Genomic DNA, 23181 nt, shown 5'->3' on the forward strand with positions numbered 1-23181 from the left:
CATCAGGAGCCCAAGAATTCGAGGATCGGGGGCGCCGCGAGCACCCAGGTGTCGAACATGTTGAAGTGCTGCACCCGGCCCGCGGCGCGGTCTTCGGAGGCGCGCTCCCACGCGTCCTCCGGCCAGGGCGGGTCGATCAGCTTCGACCCCTTGATCAGGCAGCTGACTTCCAGCGACGTCCGCTTGGGATGATCCCAGTCGTTTTCGCCGCCCCGGATGATCAGCGTCGGAACCCTGATGCGGTCGAACATTTCGTCGTCGACACCGGGAATGGTCTGTCCGGGCTTGGATACGAACGCGTTGAGCCAGCGCAGCATCACCCTGAGGAACTCGTCGCGGTCCAGGTCGAGGAACCGTTGCTTGTTGTTCGGGTTCTCCTCGATGCGCTCGCGCCACTCGGGGACCTTCAGCACTCCCTCCATTCCGGTGCCACGCGCCGCGAGAATGCTGGGGACCACGTAATAGGAACCCAGCACGAACGTGCCGTAGATGCCGCCGACGATGTTCCACACCACCAGTTTCTCGACGAGTTCGGGGTAGAGCATCGTCGTGAGGATGGAATCCCTTGCCCCGCCGGAGCCTCCGGCGAGGATGCACCGGTCAACACCGAGCGCGCGCAGCAGGCCGTGCAGCGTCTCGGCGCGCATGTGTGACTCGCTTTGGCCGTAGAACTGCACGTCGGACGCACCGCAATTGGGCCGGTCCCACAGCAGCACCCGATAGCCGCCGGCGACCAGCGCCTCGGCCAGCGGACGCAGGCCCGGGATTTCCTTGCTGAGCCGGCCGCCCGGTGTCAGGGCGATGAGTTCGCCTGCGTCTCCGAGGATCTCGTAGACAACGTTTCCCCCGTTCACCTCGATAGAAGACACAGATTCTCCCGTAGCGTCACGCCATCACCAGAACGTCATTGTCGACGACCCGCACCGGGTAGGTGCGGATGCTCCACTCCGGCTTGACCGCGGTGGTGCCGGTCGCCAGCTCGAAACCCCATTGATGCCAGGGGCAATAGATGTACTCCATATCGCGCACCATGACCGCGTCACCGGCGGCGGTCTCGTCGACGATGGTCCGTCCCCGGGGGCGGCCGGAGCACAGCGGACCGCCCTGGTGCGGGCAGTAATTCGCGATGGCGTAGAAGGTGCCGTTGACGTTGTAGACGCCGACGCCGTGCCGGCCGATGGGCACCAGCTTGTGGCTGCCCGGCGGGATTTCGTCCACCGTGGCGACGACGTGCTCGCGGCCCTGGGCGAGGCGGGGCTGGGGCCGCTGGGTGATTGCCCCTTCTTTTTCAGACGCCAATTCAGAGCACCCGGACCTGACCCTCGAGGACCGGCACGGTCTCGGGGAGGTGGTAGGTCGCGATCCCGTTCTTGTACATCACCGCGTCCCGGGCCGCCTTGGGAAGGTGCTTCACCAGCCAGCGTGGGTCGTCGAACGTCCAGTGCGGGTAGTCCGAGGAGTACAGCAGGATCTTGTCGCACTCCATCCACTCCATGGCGCGGGTCAACTCGGTCTTGTCTTCCGGGTAGTCCAGCGGCTGGGTGGTGAACTTGATGTGCTCCTTGACGTATTCCGACGGCTTGCGCTTGATGTCGACGCGCCGCTGGCGTGCCTCATAGATCGCGTCCATGCGCCACATCAGCGGCAGGATCCAGGTGAAGGCGTGCTCGACGAACACGATCCGCAGCGTCGGGAACCGGTCGAAGACGCCGTCGAAGATCAGGCTCATCACCTGGTTGGCGGCCAGCAGCGAGTACGTGACCATGAAGTCGTGGTTGTAGCTGGGGAAGCCGACCGGCGGCGTCGGCAGCATCTCGTAGTTGCTGCGTGACAGGTGACAACTCACCGTGATGTCGTGTTTGGTGGCGGCCGTCCAGATCGGGTTGTATTTCGGGTGGCCCCATGACGGCCGCGGCTCGGCCTTGATCAGAATCTGCGCCATATACGGGTGCCCGGCCCACTTTTCGATCTCGCGCGCCGCCCCCTCGGGATCCTCGACCGCCGCGCAGATGGAACCCCGCCAGCGTTCGTGCCAGTTGTTGTGGCTGTCGAGCCAGTGGTTGGCCTGCCAGTCGTTCAAGGCGCTCGAGAACGCCTGGTGCGCCTCCGCCAGGCGCGGCGTGCGCCCGCCGGGCTCCAGGATCGCGATGTCGGAGCCGGCCTCCATGATCAGCTGGCGAAACGCCATGTCCGGGTCGCTGCCCGGGAACTCGCCGTCGGGCGGGAAGGTGTCGGTGCGCATCGCGAAGCTGTGGGCGTAGTCGGGAGCGTCGTAGTAGATCAGCTCGCCCACCTTGTGGTCCAGGAAGAACTTGCTGCGCCACGGTTCCGGGATGTACTGCGTCAGCTCGCCGCGTTTGGGCACCGGGTGGACATCCGAGTCGACACACCGGACGGCGATGCGTTCGGCGGCGGGAACGCGTTCCTGCATATGGGTCAGCGTCATCGTGATCTCCCTTGTTCACTTCATATTCTGCGACTAGCCCGCTGCAAGGTCGACCGAAATGTCGATCCCGTACAGGCCGGCCGCGTTGCGCCAGCACAGCTTGTCGCGTTGTTCGGCCGACAGCGATCTCGGCAGCCGGCGGACGTCATTGCTTTGCCAGTGCGGATAGCTGGAGCCGAACATCACCATGTCGTCCTTGCCGGTGAAGCCGAACCACTCGCCGGCGAATTCGGTGTCGGGGGGACCGTCGAGGCCGCCCTGCACGAAGTACACGTGGCCGGGGAGGTAGTCGCTTGGGATCCGCGGCGCCCACGGCGTCTGTTCCAGGTGCGGCCGGCCGAACGTGTCCATCCGCCAGATGAACGGCGTCAGAAAGTCCGCGGCACCGTCGGCCCAGACGAACTTCAGCGTCGAAAAGCGCTCGAACACGCCCTCGGCGATCATGTTCATTAGGTGATAGAGGTAGTTCAGCGCCATGAAGCTGACGTATTGCTCGTAGGTCAGGGTGTGCCCGGATGGAGTCGGGGGAAACCCGATGCCCTCACCCGTCTCGATGTGCACCGCGACCGGGAGGTTCGCGTCGGCGGCGGCCTCCCACAGCGGCCAGAACTGCGGCTTGCCGTAGAGCTCGCGGGATTGCAGCGGAACGCCGATCTGGACCACGCGCGGGTGCGCGCGCCATTTTTCGATTTCGCGCACGGCGCCGGCGATGTCGTCGGGGTTGACCCGGACGGTGCCGCGGAACCGGTCGCCGAACTCGTCGTGCTCGAGCCAGCGCGACACCATCATCTCGTTGTGCGCGGCGTGCAGCGCCGTGCCCAGGTGCCGGTCGGGCATGATGCCGCGCCCCATCGGATGCAGGATCGCCACATCGACGCCGCGGTTCGAAAACAGTTCGTTGGCAACGAATTCCGGATCCGAACCGGGATACTGGCGGTCCGGTCCTTCGGTGTTCGGCGCGTATTCGCCGCCCGGCGCCCCATACCAGTCCATCTCGTAGTCGGGGAATCCGCGGCTCTTGAACGGCTCGCGCAGGAAGGAGCGCAGGTCCTTGTTGGACGGAAAGAAGATGTGCACGCTGGCGTCGATCAGCGGTGTGCGGGCTCCGTCAGCGTGCTCGATCACGAAAACCACCCTTCGACTCCGGTAGCCAAAGCGAGCCGGGTCGGGTCATCTGATAGCCAACCTAACATTCTCGTCGACGGTCAATCAATGGTTTTCCAGTAAGCGTTTCGGTTAGTCATCGTTCCTGCTAATCGTCGATATTGGGGTCGCGAGGGTAAGTCCAGTTCTTGAATTCGGATAATACCATTCTCCGGCTCGCGGGTGGGCGCGCGCACGCCACTGACTGCTGGGACTTGACCGTCGCCGAATTGGCTTGGCAGGAACCGAAATTACGTGTGTTCGCGGTGGGCCTGCCGGGTCGCGGCCGCAATCCTGCCGACCTGGCAACGGTTACCATCGCCGACCTGGTGAATTCGGTCCCGCGCCGCCGATTTCGGGCGCGGGCCTGATACCCCATGTCGCGCATGCCGCTAGGTTGCATCACAGTGTCCGGGCCGACGGAACTAGAGAAGGAGCGACCATGACGGCAGCAAGCAGTGACGTCTGGGAAGTCATGTCGACCGCCCGGACGATCCGGCGGTTCACCGACGAGCCGGTCGACGACGCGACGTTGGCGCGGTGCCTCGAAGCGGCCAGGTGGGCTCCGTCGGGCGCCAACGCGCAGGGCTGGCGGTTCGTCGTGCTGCGATCGCCCGAGCAGCGGGCCGTCGTGGCCAAGGCGGCGGCGCACGCCTTGGACGTGATCGAGCCGGTCTATGGGATGAGCCGGCCCGCCGACGCCGACAACAGCCGCCGCGCCCGCACCTACCGCGCCACCTACGAATTGCATGATCGCGCGGGCGAATTCGTTTCGGTCCTGTTCGCGCAACAGCACTATCCGACCGCGTCCGAGCTCCTGCTCGGCGGGTCGATCTTTCCTGCCATGCAGAATTTTCTGCTGGCCGCGCGGGCCCAAGGTCTGGGGGCATGCCTCACCAGCTGGGCTTCGTATGGTGGCGAGCGGCCGCTGCGGGAAGCCGTCGGCGTGCCCGACGACTGGATGATCGCCGGCCACATCGTGGTCGGCTGGCCCAAGGGCAAGCACGGGCCGCTTCGCCGTCGCCCGCTCGCCGAATTCGTGAACCTCGACCGCTGGGGCGAATCCGCCGACGCCCTGGTGGCCACCGTGTAGCCAGGACTTGGCGAAGACGCTTGTCGTGTTTGGGCACCTCATAACCAGTTTCCGAGATTATTACTTCCGCCATAGAGAATGATATTCTCGCCGTGGCGGTGACTACGGGAGGCGGCCCTCATGCTGTTGGAGTTCGATGCTGATCAGCGGCTGTGGCAGAAGACCGTTCGCGATGTCGTCACCAAGCAGTGCCCGCCCTCACTGGTTCGCGGTGTGGCCGAGGACGGCGTCGACCCGAGCCCGTTGTGGAAGTCCTATGTGGATCAGGGCTGGACCGAGCTGAACGATCCGGCCAGCGCCGTCGAGCTGGCCATCGTGTTCGAAGAGTTGGGACGGGCGACCGACCCCACCCCGTTTTTGGCCACGATGAGCCAGTTCGCGCCGTTGGCCGGAGATCGGTTCGACCCGCACGAGTCGGGCACCGCCGTGTACGACGGGGTTTCGGCACACCGGGACGCCGACGGCTGGGTGTTGGACGGCGCGGCACGCCATGTCCTCGATGGTGACCGCGTCGATCGGCTGGCGGTGGTGACCGACGCCGGGGTGTTCGTCGTCGCGTCCGATCAGGTGTCGGTTCGCCGCTCGGCGGTGTTTGACCCCGTCCTGCACATCGCCGACCTGTCCTTTAGCGAGGTCCGCGTGCCCGACACCGAGCGGCTGACCGTTGATCGCGAGCGCGCGCACCACCTTGCGTTGACGGGCATGGCGCTCACGATGGTCGGGGCCTGCCAACGCATCCTCGATCTGGTCCTCGAGCACGCCCGCAACCGGCAGCAATTCGGCGTGCCGATCGGCTCGTTCCAGGCCGTTCAGCACAAGGCCGCCGACATGCACGTGGCGGTGGAGCGGGCGCGGGCGCTGGCCTACTTCGCCGCGTTGACGATCTCCGCCGACGATCCCAGGCGCCGGCTGGCCGCCGCGATGGCCAAGGCATCGGCGGGGGAGTGCCAGTCGCTGGTATTCCGGCACGGCTTACAGCTTTTCGGCGCGATGGGGTTCACCTGGGAGAACGATCTGCAGTTCGCGCTCAAGCGGGCCAAGGCGGGTGAGCTCATGCTCGGCGGCGCGGCGGAGCATCGGGCGCGAATCGCCGAGGAGTACCGTGCAGCTGACTTTTGATCCCGACGTCGAGGCGTTTCGGGCGGAATTCGCGGCATTCCTCGACGAAAACCTGCCTCCCGCAAGCGAAACCCTGGAACGTCCCCGCTCGGTCTCCCACATGCCGCAGTGGGCCCGGCGCTGGCAGCGGCTGCTGTTCGACAACGGTTGGCTGCTGCCCGGTCAGCCCCCGGAATTCGGCGGGCGCAACGCGACGGTTGTCCAGCAGTTCGTCCATCTCGAGGAATTGTGCCGCCGGCGGATCTATCACAGCTTCAACCCGCAGGGTGTGAATATCGTTGCGGCGTCGTTGTTGTCGTTCGGAAGCGACGAGCAAAAACGGCGGTGGGCGGTGCCGATCCTGCGGGCCGAGATCACCGCTTCGCTAGGGATGAGCGAACCCAGCGCGGGCTCGGATCTGGCGTCGCTGCGCACCCGCGCGGTGCTGGACGGCGACCACTTCGTGGTCAACGGGCAGAAGGTCTGGACCTCCGGGGCTCATCACGCCGACGTGTTGTTGACCTTCGTGCGGACCAACCCGGATGTACCAAAACACAAGGGAATCAGCGTATTGCTGATCCCGACCGATACCCCGGGCGTCGTGCGCCGGCCATTCCCGTCGATCTGTTCCGTCGATGACCTGGACTTCAACGAGGTGTTCTTCACCGACGCGCGGGTCCCGGCCGAGAACCTCGTCGGCCCGCTCAACGAGGGGTGGCGGGTGGCCAACGGGTCGCTTGGACACGAGCGCACGATGATGTGGTTGGGTTTTGCGGATCGGCTCGACAACCTGATCGCCGACTTTCATCCCGGTACCGAGCTTGAGCGCGACCACTACGCCACCACGATCATGGACAAACAGGCTCTGCGCCTTCTGGGCTCGGTGGCGTTGGCCCGCGCCGCCCGCGGCGAAGACGACGTGGCCGCGATCTCCGTCCTCAAGCTCCTGGGTTCCGAAGCCGAATTACGGGGCACTGAACTCGCTTTGACGGCCGCCGGGGCCGAGGGGCTCATCCACCCGGGGCAGACCGGCCCGTATGCGCCGATGAACCTGGACCACTACTTCGCCAGCTGGTTCGAGCGCTACGCCCGCAGCTTCTCCGGCACCATCGCCGGCGGCACCTCGGAAATCCAGCGCAACATCATCGCCCAGCGGGTGCTCGGCCTGCCGCGCGGCTAGCGCCGAGCTGGGGGCACCGCCCGCCGAGCTGGGGACACCGCCCGCCGAGCTGGGGACACCGCCCGCCGAGGGTCACGCTGGCGCAACGTTGGGCGACGAGTGCCACTCTGGCGTGACGCTCGGCGGAGAGGATTTACTCGATGACCGCGGCCTCTTTGCGTTCGGTGACGGGTCGGGCCAGCTCCTGCTCGTCGCAGACGCGCTGCAGCTTGTCGAGGGTCTCGTCGAGGCCGGCGCCAACGCGGCGACCCGGCGTGAAGGTGGCCGGCAGTTTCCGCATGCCCTGGATGACGCCGATGGTCTCGTAATGCACCGCACCATCGGGGTCGCAATGGTAGTCGGGCATCCGGTCGAGCACCGCGGTCAGCATGGATTTGAACACCGTCCGCGCCACGTTGGATCCGATGCACCGGTGCACACCGATCCCAAAGCTGAAGTGGCGGTTGCCTTTGCGGTCGAGGACGACCTTGTCCGGTTCGGGGAACACGGCCGGATCGCGGTTGGCCATGGCCCACGAAATCCACAGTCGCTCACCCTCTTTGAACTGCACGCCGTCGAGCGCCACGTCGTCGGAGAATGTCCTGCCATCACCGGGCGCCGGGGTGAAGTAGCGCAGGAACTCTTCGGTCGCGGGATCAAGCAGGGTATCGCGGTGCCGGGAAAGGTGTTCCCGCTCGTCGGGGTGCTCCGAAAGCCATTCCAGCGAATGGGCGGTCAGGGCCGTCGTGGTGTCGAAGCCGCCGCCGATCACCAATCCGAGGTTGCCCAGGATCTCCAGATCCGGGGCGGGCTCGCCGTCGATCCGCATCTCGACCAAGGCGTTGACCACGCCGGGCCGCGGGTTCTTGCGGATCTCGATCATGCTGTTGACCAGGTCGAGCCCCATCTGCCGGTGCATTTCGGTGACACGCTGGATATCCGGGGAGTGTTCGGGGGTGTACACCGCGGCATGGGTTGGCTCGCTGTAGATCTTCCATCTCTTCAGGGGGATGCCCAAGATCGCCAGCGTCAGGACGGCCGGCACGACGTTGGCCAGATCGTCGACGAAGTCGATGCTGCCTTCCTCGATCTTCTCGTCGAGGCAGGCGCGCGTCACGTCGTCGATGAACGGCACCCAACGCCTGACCGCGGCCGGTGAGAGATAGGGGTTCAGCACGGTGCGGTAGCTGCGGTGCTCGGGATCGTCCATCTCCAGGATGCCGCCCCGCACGCCGTTGATGCGGCTGGCCGTCGGGATCGAAATGCCTTTGTAGCCACGGCGTTCGTTGTTGACGTCGTGATCATTGGAGACCGCGGGGCAGCGGGCGAGCTCGAATACCTCGTGGCTGCCGGCCGCGACCCAGTGACCGCCGTAGGTGTCGCTCCACGCCATCGGGCACCGGGCGTGCATCTCCTCGGTGATCGCCTTGAACTGCGACCGGTACTCCGCGGAATGCCGATCGAAGTGATACTGGTTTCGCTTACGGTCGCTGACGACGTCGTCGACACTCAACGCACTGTCTCCCTTTATGTTTCATCGGTGATGATGATGGCCTGCTCCGGACAGGACTGCGCGGCCTCGCGCACCTGGTCCTGCCGATCGGGCGGCACTACGTCGTCGATCGCCGACGAACTGCCGTCAATGTCGCTGAGCTGGAAGGAATCCGGAGCGATCATCGAGCAGAGGGTATGGCCCTGGCAGCGTTCCGGATCAACCCAGACCTTCACGGTGTCTCCTTGCGAGGGTTCGTTGCGGCTCAGTTGTGGTAGTCGTACCACTTGAGATAGCCGCCCGCGTCGACGCGCAGCTGCATGCCCGTCACGTACCGGGCCTCCTCGGAGGCCAACCACAGGACGGCGTTGCTGATGTCCTCGGGTTCGACGTAGGGAACCTTCATCGCCTGCTGCACGCCGAAAACCGGCTCGGCGTCCGCTCGTGTCGGGTGTTCGAGGTCCGGCCTAAACGAGCGGTACATCGGCTCGCTCTGCAGCATCGCGGTGTTGCAGTTGGTCGGGTGAATGACGTTGGCCCGAATCCCCAACGGGGCCAGCTCCGTTGCCAGGTCGTGGACATAATGGGCGATCGCGCGCTTGGAATGCACGTAGGCCATGCCGCCCGGGTCGTTGCCGGGGACGTCCTTCTTGCCGGTGTCCATCAGCGCCGCGGTGGATCCGGTGGCGATGATCGAGGCGCCCGCGCCCAGGTGCGGCAGCGCCACCTGAATCGCGTTGATGGTGCCGACCAGGTTGGTGTTGATCACGTCGCACCACGCCCGCAACGGCGGCCGGCCCTTCATCCCGGCGACACCGGCCTGGGCGACCACGATGTCGAGCCGGCCGAACTCGGCGAGCCCATCGTCCAGCGCGGCGCGCAGCTGCGCGGCGTCGCGCACGTCCGCCTGGGCGATCACCGCACCCCGGCCGGTTTTCTCGATGAGCCTGGCAGTTTCGTCGAGATCCTCCGGTGCCGCCATCGGGTACCCGATGGTGTCGATGTCACGGCACAGGTCGACGGCGATGATGTCGGCGCCCTCCTCGGCCAGCCGCACCGCGTGGCTGCGGCCCTGGCCGCGGGCCGCGCCGGTGACGAAGGCGACCTTTCCTTGAACGCGCCCCTGTGCGCCGTCTCCCACACTTGCTCCTTCCGATTACGTGCTCAGGTGTTTCGGCCGCCGTTGACGCCCAATATCTGGCCGGTGATGTAGCCGGCTTCCTCGGACACGAGAAAGGCGCATGCCGCCGCGATGTCTTCCGGCTTGCCCATCCGGCGCACCGGGGTCCGGGCGATGGTCTCCTCGACGTCGCCGAGGAACCCGTTTTTCTCGGCGACGCGCAGCATCGGGGTGTCGATGAAGCCCGGTGGCACGGCGTTGACGGTGATGCCGCTGGGCCCGTACTCGAGTGCCAGCGACTTGGTGAGCCCGTTGACCGCGGACTTGGCCGCCACGTAGTGGGCCATGTACGGCGCGCCGGAATGCGTGCTCGACGACGAGATGTTGACGATCCGTCCCCACCCGGCCTCGACCATGTCGGGCAGCACGGCCTGAATCACGTGGAAGACCCCGTTGAGGTTGACGTCGATCACCCGCTGCCAGTCGGCGAACGTGATGTTGCTGAAACGCTTGAATCCGTCCAGGCCCGCGGCGTTGACGAGAACCGTTACCGGCCCCAGCCGGGCACGGATCGCCGACAGCGCGGCATCCACCTGCGAGCGGTCCGTCACGTCGGCGGTGAAAGCCAGATCGGTGTCCGACGCTCGGAGGTCGATGGTGGCGACGTCCAGGCCGTCGGTGCGCAGGCGTTGCGCGACGGCCAGACCGATGCCGGACCCGCCACCGGTGACAACCGCGGTCTTCACGTCCTCATCACCGCGCAAACCCCTGCTTCAAATGTGGCCGTCTCAATCACAAAGAATCGCCCTTACAATTATGAGAACCTTACTCTCGGTTTGGAGCGGCGTGCAACATCGCCACGAAACCGTGCTCGGCCTGCGTCGAGAGGCCCAGCGCGCCAACGCCTGAGCGATTGCGCCGCTGGTCAGTGGGCCGATCCCATTCCTGAGACTTCCTTGAATTCTCGAGAGTCGAATGTAAGATTCGCCCGGGAAGAGAATGAAATTATCGTGACCGTCACCACAGTAGGGGGCACGGAATGCCAGCGCAGGACACGGCAGAGACCACCGCACGGACCGTTGCGGATGCCGCGCCCGGGTCGCGGGTCGACCGGCGGCTGCTGATCGACGGCCGGCTCGTCACCGCCGACAAGGCGTTCCCCTCGATCAATCCCGCCACGACTGCCGTCATCGGGCATGCTCCGGATGCCGGCGTCGAGGACGCCGAGGCGGCGATCGCGGCGGCCCGGCGTGCGTTCGACACGACATGCTGGCCAACCGATGCCGGGTTGCGGATCCGTTGCCTCGATCAGCTGCATCAGGCGCTGGTCGACCACGCCGAGGAATTGCGTGAGCTAACCATCGCCGAGGTCGGCGCCACGCGTGCGCTCACCCAGGGTGCCCAACTCGATGAGCCGATCGGCATCGTGCGCTTTTACGCGGACCTGCTCCGTAATTACCAGTTCTCCGAAGACCTCGGCGAGAAAGAATCGCGGGGCATGCGGCATCACCGTTGGGTGGAGAAGGAAGCCGCAGGGGTGGTGGGCGCGATCATCGCCTACAACTATCCGAACCAGCTCGCGCTGGCCAAGCTGGCCCCCGCGCTGGCCGCCGGATGCACCGTCGTGCTCAAGGGCGCCCCCGACACCCCGCTGATCACACTGGCATTGGGTGAATTGATCGCCAACCACACCGACATCCCGCCCGGCGTGGTGAACGTGCTCAGTTCCTCGGGGCCCGCCGTCGGGGAGGCGCTGACCACCAGTCCCGACGTCGACGTGATCACCTTCACCGGGTCGACCGCGGTCGGCCGCAAGATCATGGCCGCCGCGAGCCAGACCGTCAAGCGTGTCTTCCTGGAATTGGGTGGCAAGTCGGCGGTGATCATGCTCGACGACGCCGACTTCGCCGCCGCCGCCATGTTCGCGGCGTTCAGCATGGTCACCCACGCCGGCCAGGGCTGCGCGCTCACGTCCCGGCTGTTGGTGCCCAGAAAGCACCACGACGAAATCGTCGAGCTGATTGCACGGAACTTCGCCAAGGTGCGCCACGGCAATCCGGCCGATCCGAAAACGTTTATGGGGCCGCTGATCAACGAGCGCCAGCGGGACAAGGTCGACGCCATGGTCCAGCGGGCCGTCGCCACGGGGGCCACCCTGGTCACCGGCGGCGAGCGGTTGGATCCCGGCTACTTCTACGCGCCCACGCTGCTCACCAACGTCGACCCCGACAGCGAGATCGCCCAGGACGAGGTGTTCGGGCCGGTGCTGGCCGTCATCGCGTTCGACGATGACGACGACGCGGTGCGCATCGCCAACAACTCGATTTACGGATTGGCCGGCGCGGTCTTCGGCCGCGACCAGGACCGGGCGCTGGCGGTGGCGCGCCGAATCCGGACCGGATCGTTTTCCATCAACGGCGGCAACTACTTCGGCGCCGACAGCCCGTTCGGCGGCTTCAAGCAGTCCGGCATCGGCCGTGAGATGGGTGTCGCCGGGCTCGAGGAATTCTTGGAGCGCAAGACTTTTGCGATTCCGGCCGAGGGGGCCCCGGCATGAGGCCGCTGGAGGGCATCCGCGTCCTGGAAGTCGCCATGTACGGCTTCGTCCCGTCGGCGGGTGCCGTGCTGGCCGAATGGGGAGCCGACGTGGTCAAGGTCGAGCACGCCGTGACGGGCGATCCGCAACGCGGGCTCCGGCAGACCGGGATGCTGCGCGTCGAGGGCGACCCGAACCCCAACATCGAACACGCCAACCGCGGCAAGCGCAGCATCGGACTGGACATGTCGGTGCCGGAGGGCAAGGAGGTGCTCTACGAGCTGGCCCGCCGCTCCGACGTGTTCCTGACCAGTTTTTTGCCCGACGCCCGGCGAAAGTTCGGCATCGACGTCGACGACATCCGAGCGGTGAACCCGAAGATCGTCTACGCGCGCGGAAGCGCGCTCGGCCCGCGTGGCGAGGAGGCGACCAAGGGCGGCTACGACATGACCGCCTTCTGGTGCCGGGCCGGAACCGCCGCCACCATCACCCCGGCGGGCATGCCCGGCATGATCGCGCCACCCGGACCGGCGTACGGCGACACCATCTCGGGCACCAATCTCGCCGGCGGCATCGCGGCGGCATTGCTCAAACGCGAACGCACCGGCCAACCGTCGGTCGTCGACGTCTCGCTGCTGGGCAGCGGCTTTTGGTCGATGGGACACACGGTCGCGTTGACGAAGCATCTGGGTCAGCGGCTGGAAGCGCCGCCGCCCGGTGTGCATGGTGCGCCCAACAACCCCTTGGTGGGCCTGTACACCACGTCCGACGGCCGCTACATCTCTTTCGTGATGATGCAGCCCACCAAGTTCTGGGCCGACGTGTGCCGGCACGTCGACCTGCCGGAGCTGGCCGACGATCCGCGCTTTGCCACCGTCGAGAAAATCGCGGCCAACACGGCGGATGCGGTGGAGATCTTGACCAAGGTGATCGCAACCCGCACGCTTGCCGAGTGGAGCGAACGCTTTGCCACGCTCGCCGGCCCCTGGGCGCCGGTGCAGGACACGTTGCAAGCGGTCGATGACGCGCAGATCCGCGCGAACGAGTATCTGGTTCGCGCAGGCGAACTCGACTTGGTCGCCAACCCAGTCCAATTCGACGTCACCGCGCCGCACACCGGGCCGGCGCCCGGATTCGCCGAGCAGACCGACGAGATCCTGATGGAAATCGGGCTCGACTGGGACCGCATCATCGAACTCAAGACGGCCGGCGCCGTCACGTAGGGCTGCCTGGAAATGTCTGAACCGAACGTCGCTTCCGTTGCGACTCACTCGCCGTGCCTCCGCGCCGTTTCCGATAACGGTTATGCATTTTTCGTTACGCCCGGGCACGGCATGAGTCATAATCGCCGAACGCTTCAAGACGAGTGGGCCCTCGTGTTGGAGCGGCCAACTCACGCAACAGAATGGAGGCTGGCGTGAGGATGGAGGGCATGGTCACCGACGCGCAGCCGCGGTCCGCGGCCGCTCGGATCGGTCTGGCGCACAGGGTGGTTGGTTCGGGCGAGATATTTACTTCAGCGTCAACGGTCGCGATGCCGGAAGGACCTCGCTTCGATGGCGAGTAGGGGAGCGGACCGCTGGTCGCCGGGCATCTCGTTGGGGCGCGGCTCCAAGCCCGCGGAGGCGATCGGCGGCTTGTTCGCGATGTCCGCGGACGCGATCAAGTTTTTGTTCCGCCGGCCGTTCCAGTGGCGTGAGTTCTTGGAGCAGTCGTGGTTTGTCGCGCGCGTGGCAATGGCGCCGACGTTGTTGGTGGCGATTCCGTTCACCGTCTTGGTCAGCTTCACGCTCAACATCTTGTTGCGTGAACTGGGCGCCGCGGATCTGTCCGGTGCGGGCGCCGCGTTCGGGGCGGTGACCCAGCTCGGCCCGCTGGTGACGGTGTTGATCGTGGCCGGCGCCGGTGCCACGGCGATGTGCGCCGACCTGGGTTCGCGCACGATCCGCGAGGAGATCGACGCGATGGAGGTGCTGGGCATCAATCCGGTGCAGCGCCTGGTCACGCCGCGCATGCTGGCCTCGGGCCTGGTGGCGCTGCTGCTGAACAGCCTGGTCGTCACCATCGGCATTGTGGGTGGCTACGTCTTTTCGGTGTTCGTCCAAGACGTCAATCCCGGCGCGTTCGCCGCGGGCATCACCCTGCTGACGGGCGTGCCGGAGGTGATCATTTCCTGTGTCAAGGCAGCGCTTTTCGGTCTGATCGCCGGATTGGTCGCGTGTTATCGCGGACTGACGATCACCGGCGGTGGCGCGAAGGCCGTGGGCAACGCCGTGAACGAAACGGTGGTCTACGCGTTCATGTCGCTGTTCGTGGTGAATGTGGTTGTCACCGCTATCGGCATCCGAATGTCGGCCAAGTAGCAGAAGGAGGTCTAGGGACAGACTGTGATGACGCTGCGCGCCGCCTATCCGCGCCTGACGCGACAACTCGAGAAGCCGGTCGGCACCCTGAGCCGGATCGGCGATCACATGTTGTTCTACGGCAAGGCGATTGCCGGGATACCGTTCGCGGCCACCCACTACCGGCGGGAAGTGATCCGTCTCGTCGCCGAAATCAGCATGGGTGCGGGAACTTTGGCGATGATCGGCGGGACACTCGTGATCGTCGGCTTCTTGACGCTGGCCGCGGGTGGCACGCTGGCGGTCCAGGGGTACAGCTCGCTGGGCAATATCGGCATCGAGGCGCTGACCGGTTTCCTGGCGGCCTTCATCAACGTCCGGATCGCGGCGCCGATAGTCGCGGGAATCGGATTGGCCGCCACCTTCGGCGCCGGTGTGACCGCGCAGCTGGGCGCCATGCGGATCAACGAAGAGATCGACGCGCTGGAATCCATGGCGATCCGGCCGGTTTCGTATCTGGTCAGCACGCGAATCGTGGCCGGAATGCTCGCGATCACCCCGCTGTATTCCATCGCCGTCATCCTGTCTTTCGTCGCCAGCCAGTTCACGACCGTGGTGCTGTTCGGCCAATCAAGCGGCTTGTATCAGCACTACTTCACGACGTTCCTCAACCCGATCGACCTGCTGTGGTCGTTCCTGCAGGCCGTCCTGATGGCGCTCACGATCTTGTTGATCCACACGTATTTCGGTTACTTTGCTTCGGGGGGGCCGGCCGGCGTGGGTGTCGCGACCGGTAATGCGGTGCGGACCTCACTCATCGTGGTGGTGTCGGTGACGCTGCTGGTTTCGCTGTCCATCTACGGCACCAACGGCAACTTCCACTTGTCCGGGTAGGGGAGGAGACCTGACGTGACGGAGCGCCTCGGGCCCGGCCCCATTCACCGTTCCGAAACCACAAGCGCCGCGGCGCCCGTCGCGGCCTCACCGGGCCGCCACTTCGGGGCGCAATCGTACGTCCGGCCGCTGGCGGGGTTGGCGACCATCATCGTGGTCGCCGCGATCGTCGCCGTCGCGGTGGGCCTGTTCCGGGGCGACTTCACGACGAGCGTGCCGGTGACCGTGGTCTCGCCGCGCGCCGGCCTGGTGATGAACCCGGACGCCAAGGTGAAGATGCGCGGCGTGGAGGTGGGCAAGGTCTCCTCGATCGACGTGCGGCCGAACGGCGAAGCCGTGCTGCATCTGGCGATGCAACCGGCGCAGATGCATCTCATTCCGGCCAATGTGCTCGTCGACATCGCGTCGGCGACGGCCTTCGGCGCCAAGTTCGTCGAGCTGATCCCGCCCGCCGAGCCGTCGCCAAAGCCGTTGAGCGCCAATCAGGTGCTCGAGGGCAAACACGTCACCGTCGAAATCAACACGGTATTCCAACAACTCACGTCGCTACTGGCGAAGATCGATCCCGCCAAACTCAACGAAACCCTCGGCGCGATAGCGTCGGCGGTAAACGGCCGCGGCCACAAGATCGGCCAGATGATATCCGATCTCGATTCGTTTCTGGCCACCCAGGAACCCAGCCTTCCCGCGCTGAGCCGCGACCTCGAAGTCCTGCCCACGGTGAGCAACGCCTATGCCGACGCAGCGCCGGATCTTCTCGCCACCACCGACAACGCGATCAGGATCAGCAAGTCGATCGTTGACGAGCAACGGAATCTGGATGCGTTCTTGATCAGCTCTATTGGCTTGGCGGACATGGGAAATGACGTTGTGGGCGGCAACAGGAAGGCGCTGACCGACGTCCTGCACCTGTTGGCGCCGACCACCGACCTGCTCAACGAATACCACAAGGCGCTGTGGTGCGGCATAGCCGGGGACCTGGGGAATGTGACGGCGCCGGACCTACCCGAACCGATGGTCAAGGTGACGGTCTACCTCGGCTTCGGAACCGAACGTTACCGCTACCCAAGCAACTTGCCCAAGGTGGCCGCGACCGGGGGTCCGCAGTGCCAGGACCTGCCCGTGGTGCCCTTCGACGTTGCGCCGCCGTTCGTGGTGGCCGACGTCGGCTCCAATCCCATGGAATACGGCAACCCGCAATTGCTGATCAACTCCGACGGGCTCAAGCAGCTGCTGTACGGGCCGATCGACGGGCCGCCGCGCAACTCCTTCCAGGTGGGACAGCCCGGATGAGCGGTTCACGCGCGATGATCATCAAGTTCGGGGTCTTTGCCATCGTGATGGTCCTGTTGACGGTGTTCTTGTTCTTCATTTTCGGCCAGTACACAACCGGTGCGACGAACGGGTATTCGGCGGTTTTCTCGGATGTGTCGCGGCTGAAGACCGGGCAGACGGTGCGGGTGGCCGGGGTCCGGGTGGGCACGGTCAACAGCGTCTCGTTGCGGCCGGACAAAAAGGTGCTGGTGAAATTCGACGCCGACCGCAGCGTCGTGCTCACCACGGGCACCCGGGCCGTCATCCGCTACCTGAACCTGGTCGGTGATCGCTATCTTGAGCTCGTCGACGGTCCCGGATCCACGAAGGTGCTGCCGGCCGGAGCGGAGATCCCGATCGATCGCACGGCGCCGGCCCTCGACCTCGATCTGCTGCTCGGTGGATTGAAACCGGTTACCCAGGGCCTGAATCCACAAGACGTCAACGCGCTCAGCGCAGCACTCATCCAGGTTTTCCAGGGCGAGGGCGGAACGCTGCAGTCGCTGCTGTCGGAGACGTCCTCGTTCTCCAATGCGTTGGCCGACAACAACCAGACGGTGCAGGGGCTGATCGACAACCTGAACACCGTGGTGGGCACCGTCGACCAGGAGGGCACCAAGTTCTCGGGCGCCATCGACCGTCTTGAGAAGTTGATCAGCGGCCTGTCGCAGGACCGCGACACCATCGGCGCCGCGATCACCGCCCTGGACAACGGAACTGCATCGATCGCGGATCTGCTGGGCCGCGCCCGCGCGCCGTTGGCCGGCACCGTCGACCAATTGAATCGGCTGGCCCCGTTGCTGGATAAGGACAAGAACCTTCTCGACGCTTCGCTGCACAAGTTGCCCAACGACTACCGCAAGCTAACGCGGCTGGGTGCCTACGGCGCCTGGTTCCCCTACTACCTGTGCGGACTGGCGCTGCGTGTGTCCGATCTGCAATACCGGACAGTCGAAGTCGGCATCAAGCACCAGATCACCGGAAGGTGCGCGGAGCCGAAGGATGGCGAATGAATAAGTACCGTGGGGCGGGCCTCATTCGCGCCGGATTCATCGGCGCCGTGCTGGTGGCGCTGGTCATCGCGGTCGGGCTGAATCCCGAACAGCTGATACAGCGAGCGACCACGGTCCGCTACCAGGCGCTGTTCTCCGATGCCGGCGGCCTGGCAACCGGCAACGACGTGACGGTGTCGGGAATCAAGGTCGGCAGCGTGACGGGCATGTCGCTGCAGCGCGGCGATGTTCTGGTGACATTCACCGCCAAGGGCGACGTTCTGCTCGGGTCGGCCAGCACCGCACACATCAAAACCGGCTCGCTGTTGGGTCAGCGGGTGCTCACCGTCGACTCCGCGGGCAGCGGCACATTGCGTCCGATGTCCGTCATCCCGGTGTCGCGCACCTCCTCGCCCTATTCGCTGTCCGAGGCCGTCGGTGACCTGACGACCGACATCGCGGGAACCAACACCGAAGCGCTCAACCGGTCCCTCGACACGCTGTCGGCGACGCTGAATCAGGTTGCGCCGCAACTGGGGCCGGCGTTCGATGGGATCACCCGGCTTTCCCAGACGCTGAATGCCCGCAACCAGACACTCGGGCAGCTGCTCAAGGGTGCCGCCGATGTCACCGGCATCCTTTCGCAACGCAGCCAGCAACTCAACACGTTGATCCTCAACGCCAACGACCTGTTGTCCATGCTGGTGGCGCGGCGGCAGGCGATCGTGCGGCTGCTGGCCAGCACGTCCGCGGTGGCCAAGCAGCTGTCGGGTCTGGTGCATGACAACGAGGCGAAGCTGGCACCGTCGCTGGAGAAGCTGAACTCGGTGACGGCGATGCTGGAAAAAAACCGCGACAACATAGCGAAGGCCTTGCCCGGACTGGCGAAATATGAGCTGACGCAGGGTGAGACGGTGTCCAGTGGGTTCTACTACAACCCGTTCATCCCGAACCTGTTCCAGTTGGAATTTTTCCAATGGTTGTTCGACTACTCCTTCGGGTTCCGCGCCTACGGCGCCCCCGGTCAACCACCGGACACCGCCGGGCCGCGGGCATTCTTCCCGTTCCCGTTCAACATGGATCCGGGCGGCCGGCCATGATGCGGCTCGAGGCGATTCCGCGCAACAAGCTCAAGGGCGGGCTGGCGATCGTGTTGGCCGGGCTCATCGTTGTGGGCACGGGGATTGCCATCCGCAACACCTTCTTTCGCCCGACGACGATCATCGCCTACTTCCCGACCGCCACCGCGATCTACCCGGGCGACGATATCCGGGTGTCCGGGATGAAGGTGGGCACCATCGCATCCATCCGGCCGCAGGGCACCCAGGCGAAGCTGGTGATGCACGTCGATCGCAACGTGCGCATTCCCGCGGACGCGAAAGCGGTGATCGTCGCCCAGAACCTGGTGGCGGCACGCTACGTCCAGCTCACCCCGGCCTACCGGTCGAGCGGTCCCGCCATGCGTGACGGCGCGGTGATACCGGTCGACCGGACGGCGGTGCCCGTCGAATGGGACCAGGTGAAGGACCAATTAATGCGTCTGGCAACCGAGTTGGGCCCCAACAGCAAGGTGTCGACCCCATCGGTGGCGCGGTTCATCGACAGCGCCGCTAACGCGCTGGGCGACGGCAACGGTGAGAAGCTGCGGCAGACGCTGGCCCAGCTGTCCGGGTTCGGGCGGATCCTGGCCAACGGCAGCGGCAACATCGTCGACATCGTCAAGAACCTGCAGAATTTCGTTGGGGCACTGCGCGACAGCAATGTCCAGATCGTGCAGTTCGACAACCGGCTGGCCACACTCACCAGCGTGCTCGACGACAACAAGTCCGATCTGGACGCGGCGTTGACGGACCTGGCGAGCGCGGTCGGCGAGGTGCAGCGGTTCATCGAGGGGAGTCGTGACCAAACCGCGGAGCAGATAACGCGGCTGGCCGACCTGACGCAAGTACTCGTCGATAACCAGATGGCGTTGAAAAACGTTCTGCACGTGGCGCCGAACGCGCTGGCGAACGCCTACAACGACTACGACCCCGATGTCGGGAACATCCGCGGCGGGGTCGGAATCCAGAACTTCACCAATCCGACGTTTGCCTGGTGCTCGCAAATCGGGGCCATAGAGAACGCCACCGCCGTGGAGACCGGCAAGCTGTGCGGCTTGTACCTGAGCCCGGCGCTGAAGGTGTTCAACCCGAATTTCCTATTCAACTTCAACTATTTGCCGATTCCGGTCAACCCACTGCTATCCCCGGCGTTTGACCCGAAGAACGTCGTTTACACCGAGCAACGGCTGGCGCCCGGCGGCGAAGGACCGAAGCCGACGCCCCCCGAGCTGCCGCCGGCGGTGTCCGCGTATACCGGGCTGCCCGGCGATACACCGCCGGCACCGCCACCGCCGCCGCCACCGGCGCGGATACCGGGAGCGGCGATGCCCGAGCCCCCGCCGCCCAGCGTGCCGCCCGAGCCGCCGGCCGAACCGCCGCCGGGCCCGGCGAATGTGTCGGACATGCTGCTCCCCGGGGGAGGCCCGCAACCATGACCACTCGAGCTGCGATACGGCGAGTGCTTGGCATCGGCTGCAGCATCATGCTCGCCACGACCGGCTGTAGCTTCAACGGCCTGAACTCGTTGCCGCTGCCGGGCGCGGTGGGACGCGGTCCGGGCGCCACCGTCTACCATGTCGAGCTCGCCAATGTCGTTACGATGGAAGCGAATTCGCCGGTGATGATCGACGATGTCATCGTCGGCAGCATCAGCAACATGAAGGTGCGGGGATGGCATGCCGACGTGGAAATCTCGGTGCGGCCCGGTGTGGTGATCCCCGCCAACGCGGTGGCCAGCGTCGGCCAGACCAGCCTGCTGGGATCCATGCACCTGGAACTGAATCCCCCACTGGGCCAACCGCCGATCGGACACCTGCAACCGGGCGCCACGATCCCGCTGAACCGGTCGTCGACTTATCCATCGACCGAGCAGACACTGTCGTCGCTGTCCGTGATCCTCAACGCCGGCGGGTTGGGACAGATCGGGGACGTCATCCACAACTTCAATGCCGCCCTGTCCGGCCACGCGAGCGACGCTCGCGATCTGCTGGAGCGCCTCGACAGGTTCGTGGGCACGCTGGATCGGGAACGCGACAACCTCGTCGCGTCCATCCGGGCGCTGGACCGGCTTTCCGCCACGTTCGCCGGACAACGCGACGTGATCACCCAAGCGCTGCACAAGATTCCGCCAGCCCTGGACGTGCTCATCAAGGAGCGGCCGCGGCTGACGGAGGCTCTCGAAAAACTGGGGACGTTCAGCGGCACCGCCACCAAACTCGTCAACGACGCGGGATCTGACTTGGTCAGAAACCTCAAGAATCTCGAACCGGCACTCGGCGCGCTCGCCGACGTCGGGCCGAACCTCGACGCCGCACTGGCGGAGGCGCCGTTATTCCCGTTCACCCAGAGCATCGTCGACCGGTACATCCGGGGCGACTACATGAACGGGTATTTCATCATCGACCTGACGAATGCCGGGCTGCGCAAGAGCATCCTGCGGGGTACCCACTGGGAACGGCTGGGCGCGGAGGGCGTGCCGGCGCCAGGGGATCCAGAATATCTGCAATTCAGATACGGTGCGCCGCCCGGGGCACCCGGGGCACTGAGCAAGCCCGGACCAGTTGGGGAACCGGCGCCGTTCGGGCCGCCGCCACCGTGGGGACGGCCGGGACCACCACCAGCCGAGGCGCCAGCGGCGCCACCGCCGGTCCCGCCGATAGTCGCCGGCCTGACAATGCTCGGCCCAGACGCGCAGAAGGCGCCCTCACCGGTCCCCGGTCAGGCGCCACCGCCGGCCGACCAGGGTGCCCCGGTACCGGGCGCGACACCGACCCCGGAGCCGTCCACGGACGGGGGGCGGTAGATGCTAACCCGTTTCGTCCGTATCCAATTGGCGATCTTCGCGATCGTGGGCATCGTCGGTGTCATCGTCATGGCGTTGTGGTACATCCAGGCACCGACGCTGCTGGGCATCGGCAAGATGACGGTCACGCTGAAACTGCCCGCCACCGGTGGGCTGTATCGCTTCAGCAACGTGACCTATCGCGGGGTGCAGATCGGTAAGGTGACCGCGATAGGGCTGACCCGCGATGGCGCCAAAGCCACTCTCTCCCTTGATACTTCACCGAAGATCCCCGCGGACCTGCAAGCTCAGGTGCTCAGCATTTCGGCGGTGGGCGAGTATTACGTCGATCTGCGTCCACGCACCGACTCACCGCCTTACTTGCACGACGGTTCGATCATCGCCGTGAACGACGCGACGATTCCGCAGCCGATCGGTCCCGTGCTCGACCAGACCAGCACCTTGATCAACAGCATTCCCCAGGGCAAGCTCAGCACCCTGCTCGACGAGTCCTTCCAGGCATTCAACGGCGCCGGTTACGATTTCGGATCGCTGTTCGACTCGTCGGCCCAAGTCTCGGGTGATCTCAACGGCGTTGCCGACCGCGCGCGGAACCTGACCGACGACACCGGTCCCTTCCTCGATGCGCAGGCTCAGACCGCCGACTCGATCCGAACGTGGGCGCGCAGCCTTGCCGGTGTCACCGGGCAGCTGTCGCGGAACGACCCGCAGATCCGCACCCTGCTGGAAAAGGGGCCCGGCGCCTTCGATGAGGCGTCGCGGCTGCTCGACCAGATCAAACCGACGCTGCCGGTGCTGCTCGCCAACCTCACCACGATCGGTCAGATCGGCGTGACCTACCACGCTTCGCTCGAGCAGGTTTTGGTGCTGCTGCCGCCGTTCACCGCGGCGATTCAGTCGTTCATCGGCATCAAGGCCCCGGACGGGCTGGCCAAGGGCGCCTTCAATCTCATCATCAGCGATCCGCCCGCATGCACGGTCGGCTTCCTGCCGCCGAGTCAATGGCGTACCCCCGCAGACACCCGCGTCGTCGACACACCGAACGGGCTGTACTGCAAGCTCCCGCAGGATTCACCCATCGGAGTGCGCGGCGCCCGCAATTACCCCTGCATGGGGCAGCCCGGAAAGCGTGCGCCGACCGTCGAAATCTGCGAGAGCGACAAGCCATTTCAACCGCTGGCGATGAGACAGCACGTCTTCGGCACCTATCCACTGGACCCGAACCTCATCGCGCAGGGCATCCCGCCGGACGACCGCGTCAACTGGAACCGCGAGAGAATCTTCGGGCCGGTGGAGGGAACGCCGCTTCCCCCGGGAGCGGTTCCGCGGGGAACGCCGCCGGGCGCACCGTTACCGCCGGCGCCGCTGAACCCCGCGACGATGGGGGCGGTGTCGCCCATAGCGCCGATCGACGAACCGTCTCCCCCGGCCGGTGCCCGCGCGCCGGCGGCGCCGGCCGCGCCTTCCGTGGCGCCCAGCGCGTTCGGACGCGGCGAACCGCAGCCCGGTCCGTCGATATCCACGGCCCAGTACGACCCGCGCACCGGCAGTTATGTCGCCCCGGATGGCCAGGTTTATCGGCAATCGGACTTGGTCGCGAAAAAGGCTCCCAAGACGTGGAAGGACATGTTCGCGATCTGACGTTCCGG

At 65.7% G+C, this 23181-nt stretch carries 22 protein-coding genes; 14 read left to right on the forward strand and 8 right to left on the reverse strand.

The features are described from left to right. Nucleotides 1-2: 2 nt before the first annotated feature. From K3U93_RS03580 to K3U93_RS03595, 4 genes are read right to left on the reverse strand one after another with little or no spacing between them, the layout of a single operon-like run. Nucleotides 3-869 carry an alpha/beta fold hydrolase gene (locus K3U93_RS03580; protein ID WP_071509731.1) on the reverse strand — a complete coding sequence of 289 codons (867 nt, stop codon included), beginning with the start codon at nucleotides 867-869 and terminating at the stop codon, nucleotides 3-5. Between the two features lie 16 nt (nucleotides 870-885). Further along, a complete protein-coding gene (locus K3U93_RS03585; protein ID WP_071509730.1) occupies nucleotides 886-1299 on the reverse strand; it encodes a Rieske (2Fe-2S) protein in 414 nt (137 codons plus the stop codon). 1 nt (nucleotide 1300) lies between these two features. Then, entirely contained in the window at nucleotides 1301-2446 is a 1146-nt protein-coding gene (locus tag K3U93_RS03590) for an amidohydrolase family protein (RefSeq protein WP_071509729.1), read from the reverse strand. Nucleotides 2447-2479: 33 nt separating this feature from the next. After that, on the reverse strand, nucleotides 2480-3571 hold the full coding sequence (locus tag K3U93_RS03595; RefSeq protein ID WP_071509795.1) for an amidohydrolase family protein: 1092 nt from the start codon (nucleotides 3569-3571) through the stop codon (nucleotides 2480-2482). A gap of 233 nt (nucleotides 3572-3804) precedes the next feature. Here K3U93_RS03595 and K3U93_RS03600 point away from each other — a divergent pair, with 233 nt between their 5' ends. The 4 genes from K3U93_RS03600 (at nucleotide 3805) to K3U93_RS03615 (ending at nucleotide 6960) form a co-directional block, all read left to right on the forward strand. Beyond that, nucleotides 3805-3960, forward strand: coding sequence for a hypothetical protein (locus K3U93_RS03600; protein WP_176219875.1), 156 nt, complete (start codon nucleotides 3805-3807; stop codon nucleotides 3958-3960). 71 nt (nucleotides 3961-4031) lie between these two features. Further along, a complete protein-coding gene (locus K3U93_RS03605) occupies nucleotides 4032-4682 on the forward strand; it encodes a nitroreductase family protein (RefSeq protein WP_071509727.1) in 651 nt (216 codons plus the stop codon). Between the two features lie 120 nt (nucleotides 4683-4802). After that, nucleotides 4803-5801 (forward strand): acyl-CoA dehydrogenase family protein, encoded by a 999-nt coding sequence (locus tag K3U93_RS03610; protein WP_071509726.1) that lies wholly within the window; start codon nucleotides 4803-4805, stop codon nucleotides 5799-5801. Beyond that, complete coding sequence (locus K3U93_RS03615) at nucleotides 5785-6960, forward strand: acyl-CoA dehydrogenase family protein (protein ID WP_071509725.1); 1176 nt, start codon at nucleotides 5785-5787, stop codon at nucleotides 6958-6960. The genes K3U93_RS03610 and K3U93_RS03615 overlap by 17 nt, the downstream gene beginning before the upstream one ends. 133 nt (nucleotides 6961-7093) lie before the next feature. On the opposite strand, the gene K3U93_RS03620 is transcribed toward K3U93_RS03615, so the two are convergent. From K3U93_RS03620 to K3U93_RS03635, 4 genes are read right to left on the reverse strand one after another with little or no spacing between them, the layout of a single operon-like run. Beyond that, on the reverse strand, nucleotides 7094-8452 hold the full coding sequence (locus K3U93_RS03620) for a cytochrome P450 (RefSeq protein WP_071509724.1): 1359 nt from the start codon (nucleotides 8450-8452) through the stop codon (nucleotides 7094-7096). 14 nt (nucleotides 8453-8466) lie between these two features. Then, the gene (locus tag K3U93_RS03625; RefSeq protein WP_071509723.1) at nucleotides 8467-8667 is read right to left on the reverse strand and encodes a ferredoxin; all 201 of its coding nucleotides are present in this window, start codon (nucleotides 8665-8667) and stop codon (nucleotides 8467-8469) included. 29 nt (nucleotides 8668-8696) lie between these two features. After that, nucleotides 8697-9572, reverse strand: coding sequence for a mycofactocin-coupled SDR family oxidoreductase (locus K3U93_RS03630; protein WP_071509722.1), 876 nt, complete (start codon nucleotides 9570-9572; stop codon nucleotides 8697-8699). Nucleotides 9573-9595: 23 nt separating this feature from the next. Beyond that, a complete protein-coding gene (locus tag K3U93_RS03635) occupies nucleotides 9596-10297 on the reverse strand; it encodes an SDR family NAD(P)-dependent oxidoreductase (RefSeq protein WP_071509721.1) in 702 nt (233 codons plus the stop codon). A 293-nt stretch (nucleotides 10298-10590) separates the two neighbouring features. On the opposite strand from K3U93_RS03635, the gene K3U93_RS03640 reads away from it, so the two are divergent. The 10 genes from K3U93_RS03640 (at nucleotide 10591) to K3U93_RS03685 (ending at nucleotide 23173) form a co-directional block, all read left to right on the forward strand. Then, nucleotides 10591-12108, forward strand: coding sequence for an aldehyde dehydrogenase family protein (locus K3U93_RS03640; RefSeq protein ID WP_071509720.1), 1518 nt, complete (start codon nucleotides 10591-10593; stop codon nucleotides 12106-12108). Next, nucleotides 12105-13310, forward strand: coding sequence for a CaiB/BaiF CoA transferase family protein (locus tag K3U93_RS03645; RefSeq protein WP_071509719.1), 1206 nt, complete (start codon nucleotides 12105-12107; stop codon nucleotides 13308-13310). The genes K3U93_RS03640 and K3U93_RS03645 overlap by 4 nt, the downstream gene beginning before the upstream one ends. A gap of 333 nt (nucleotides 13311-13643) precedes the next feature. Then, nucleotides 13644-14450, forward strand: a complete 807-nt coding sequence (locus tag K3U93_RS03650; protein WP_071509718.1) for an MlaE family ABC transporter permease — start codon at nucleotides 13644-13646, stop codon at nucleotides 14448-14450. A gap of 27 nt (nucleotides 14451-14477) precedes the next feature. After that, a complete protein-coding gene (locus K3U93_RS03655) occupies nucleotides 14478-15323 on the forward strand; it encodes an ABC transporter permease (RefSeq protein WP_071509717.1) in 846 nt (281 codons plus the stop codon). Nucleotides 15324-15338: 15 nt separating this feature from the next. Further along, complete coding sequence (locus tag K3U93_RS03660; protein WP_071509716.1) at nucleotides 15339-16616, forward strand: MCE family protein; 1278 nt, start codon at nucleotides 15339-15341, stop codon at nucleotides 16614-16616. Further along, on the forward strand, nucleotides 16613-17650 hold the full coding sequence (locus K3U93_RS03665; protein ID WP_071509715.1) for an MCE family protein: 1038 nt from the start codon (nucleotides 16613-16615) through the stop codon (nucleotides 17648-17650). The genes K3U93_RS03660 and K3U93_RS03665 overlap by 4 nt, the downstream gene beginning before the upstream one ends. Beyond that, nucleotides 17647-18729 carry an MCE family protein gene (locus K3U93_RS03670; RefSeq protein WP_071509714.1) on the forward strand — a complete coding sequence of 361 codons (1083 nt, stop codon included), beginning with the start codon at nucleotides 17647-17649 and terminating at the stop codon, nucleotides 18727-18729. Before K3U93_RS03665 ends, K3U93_RS03670 begins: the two co-directional genes overlap by 4 nt. Beyond that, nucleotides 18726-20165 carry an MCE family protein gene (locus K3U93_RS03675; RefSeq protein WP_139796751.1) on the forward strand — a complete coding sequence of 480 codons (1440 nt, stop codon included), beginning with the start codon at nucleotides 18726-18728 and terminating at the stop codon, nucleotides 20163-20165. Before K3U93_RS03670 ends, K3U93_RS03675 begins: the two co-directional genes overlap by 4 nt. After that, nucleotides 20162-21532, forward strand: coding sequence for an MCE family protein (locus tag K3U93_RS03680; protein ID WP_083009207.1), 1371 nt, complete (start codon nucleotides 20162-20164; stop codon nucleotides 21530-21532). The genes K3U93_RS03675 and K3U93_RS03680 overlap by 4 nt, the downstream gene beginning before the upstream one ends. After that, entirely contained in the window at nucleotides 21533-23173 is a 1641-nt protein-coding gene (locus tag K3U93_RS03685) for an MCE family protein (protein WP_083009210.1), read from the forward strand. Nucleotides 23174-23181: the final 8 nt, after the last annotated feature.

The sequence above is a fragment of the Mycobacterium malmoense genome (assembly GCF_019645855.1).
Lineage (GTDB): Bacteria > Actinomycetota > Actinomycetes > Mycobacteriales > Mycobacteriaceae > Mycobacterium > Mycobacterium malmoense.

Bases quoted from the DNA above. Each gene is read 5' to 3' on its own strand.
- K3U93_RS03590 (WP_071509729.1), bottom strand. From the start codon at position 2,446: ATGACGCTGACCCATATGCAGGAACGCGTTCCCGCCGCCGAACGCATC.
- K3U93_RS03605 (WP_071509727.1), top strand. From the start codon at position 4,032: ATGACGGCAGCAAGCAGTGACGTCTGGGAAGTCATGTCGACCGCCCGG.
- K3U93_RS03610 (WP_071509726.1), top strand. From the start codon at position 4,803: ATGCTGTTGGAGTTCGATGCTGATCAGCGGCTGTGGCAGAAGACCGTT.
- K3U93_RS03640 (WP_071509720.1), top strand. From the start codon at position 10,591: ATGCCAGCGCAGGACACGGCAGAGACCACCGCACGGACCGTTGCGGAT.
- K3U93_RS03645 (WP_071509719.1), top strand. From the start codon at position 12,105: ATGAGGCCGCTGGAGGGCATCCGCGTCCTGGAAGTCGCCATGTACGGC.
- K3U93_RS03650 (WP_071509718.1), top strand. From the start codon at position 13,644: ATGGCGAGTAGGGGAGCGGACCGCTGGTCGCCGGGCATCTCGTTGGGG.
- K3U93_RS03655 (WP_071509717.1), top strand. From the start codon at position 14,478: ATGACGCTGCGCGCCGCCTATCCGCGCCTGACGCGACAACTCGAGAAG.
- K3U93_RS03665 (WP_071509715.1), top strand. From the start codon at position 16,613: ATGAGCGGTTCACGCGCGATGATCATCAAGTTCGGGGTCTTTGCCATC.
- K3U93_RS03670 (WP_071509714.1), top strand. From the start codon at position 17,647: ATGAATAAGTACCGTGGGGCGGGCCTCATTCGCGCCGGATTCATCGGC.
- K3U93_RS03675 (WP_139796751.1), top strand. From the start codon at position 18,726: ATGATGCGGCTCGAGGCGATTCCGCGCAACAAGCTCAAGGGCGGGCTG.
- K3U93_RS03680 (WP_083009207.1), top strand. From the start codon at position 20,162: ATGACCACTCGAGCTGCGATACGGCGAGTGCTTGGCATCGGCTGCAGC.
- K3U93_RS03685 (WP_083009210.1), top strand. From the start codon at position 21,533: ATGCTAACCCGTTTCGTCCGTATCCAATTGGCGATCTTCGCGATCGTG.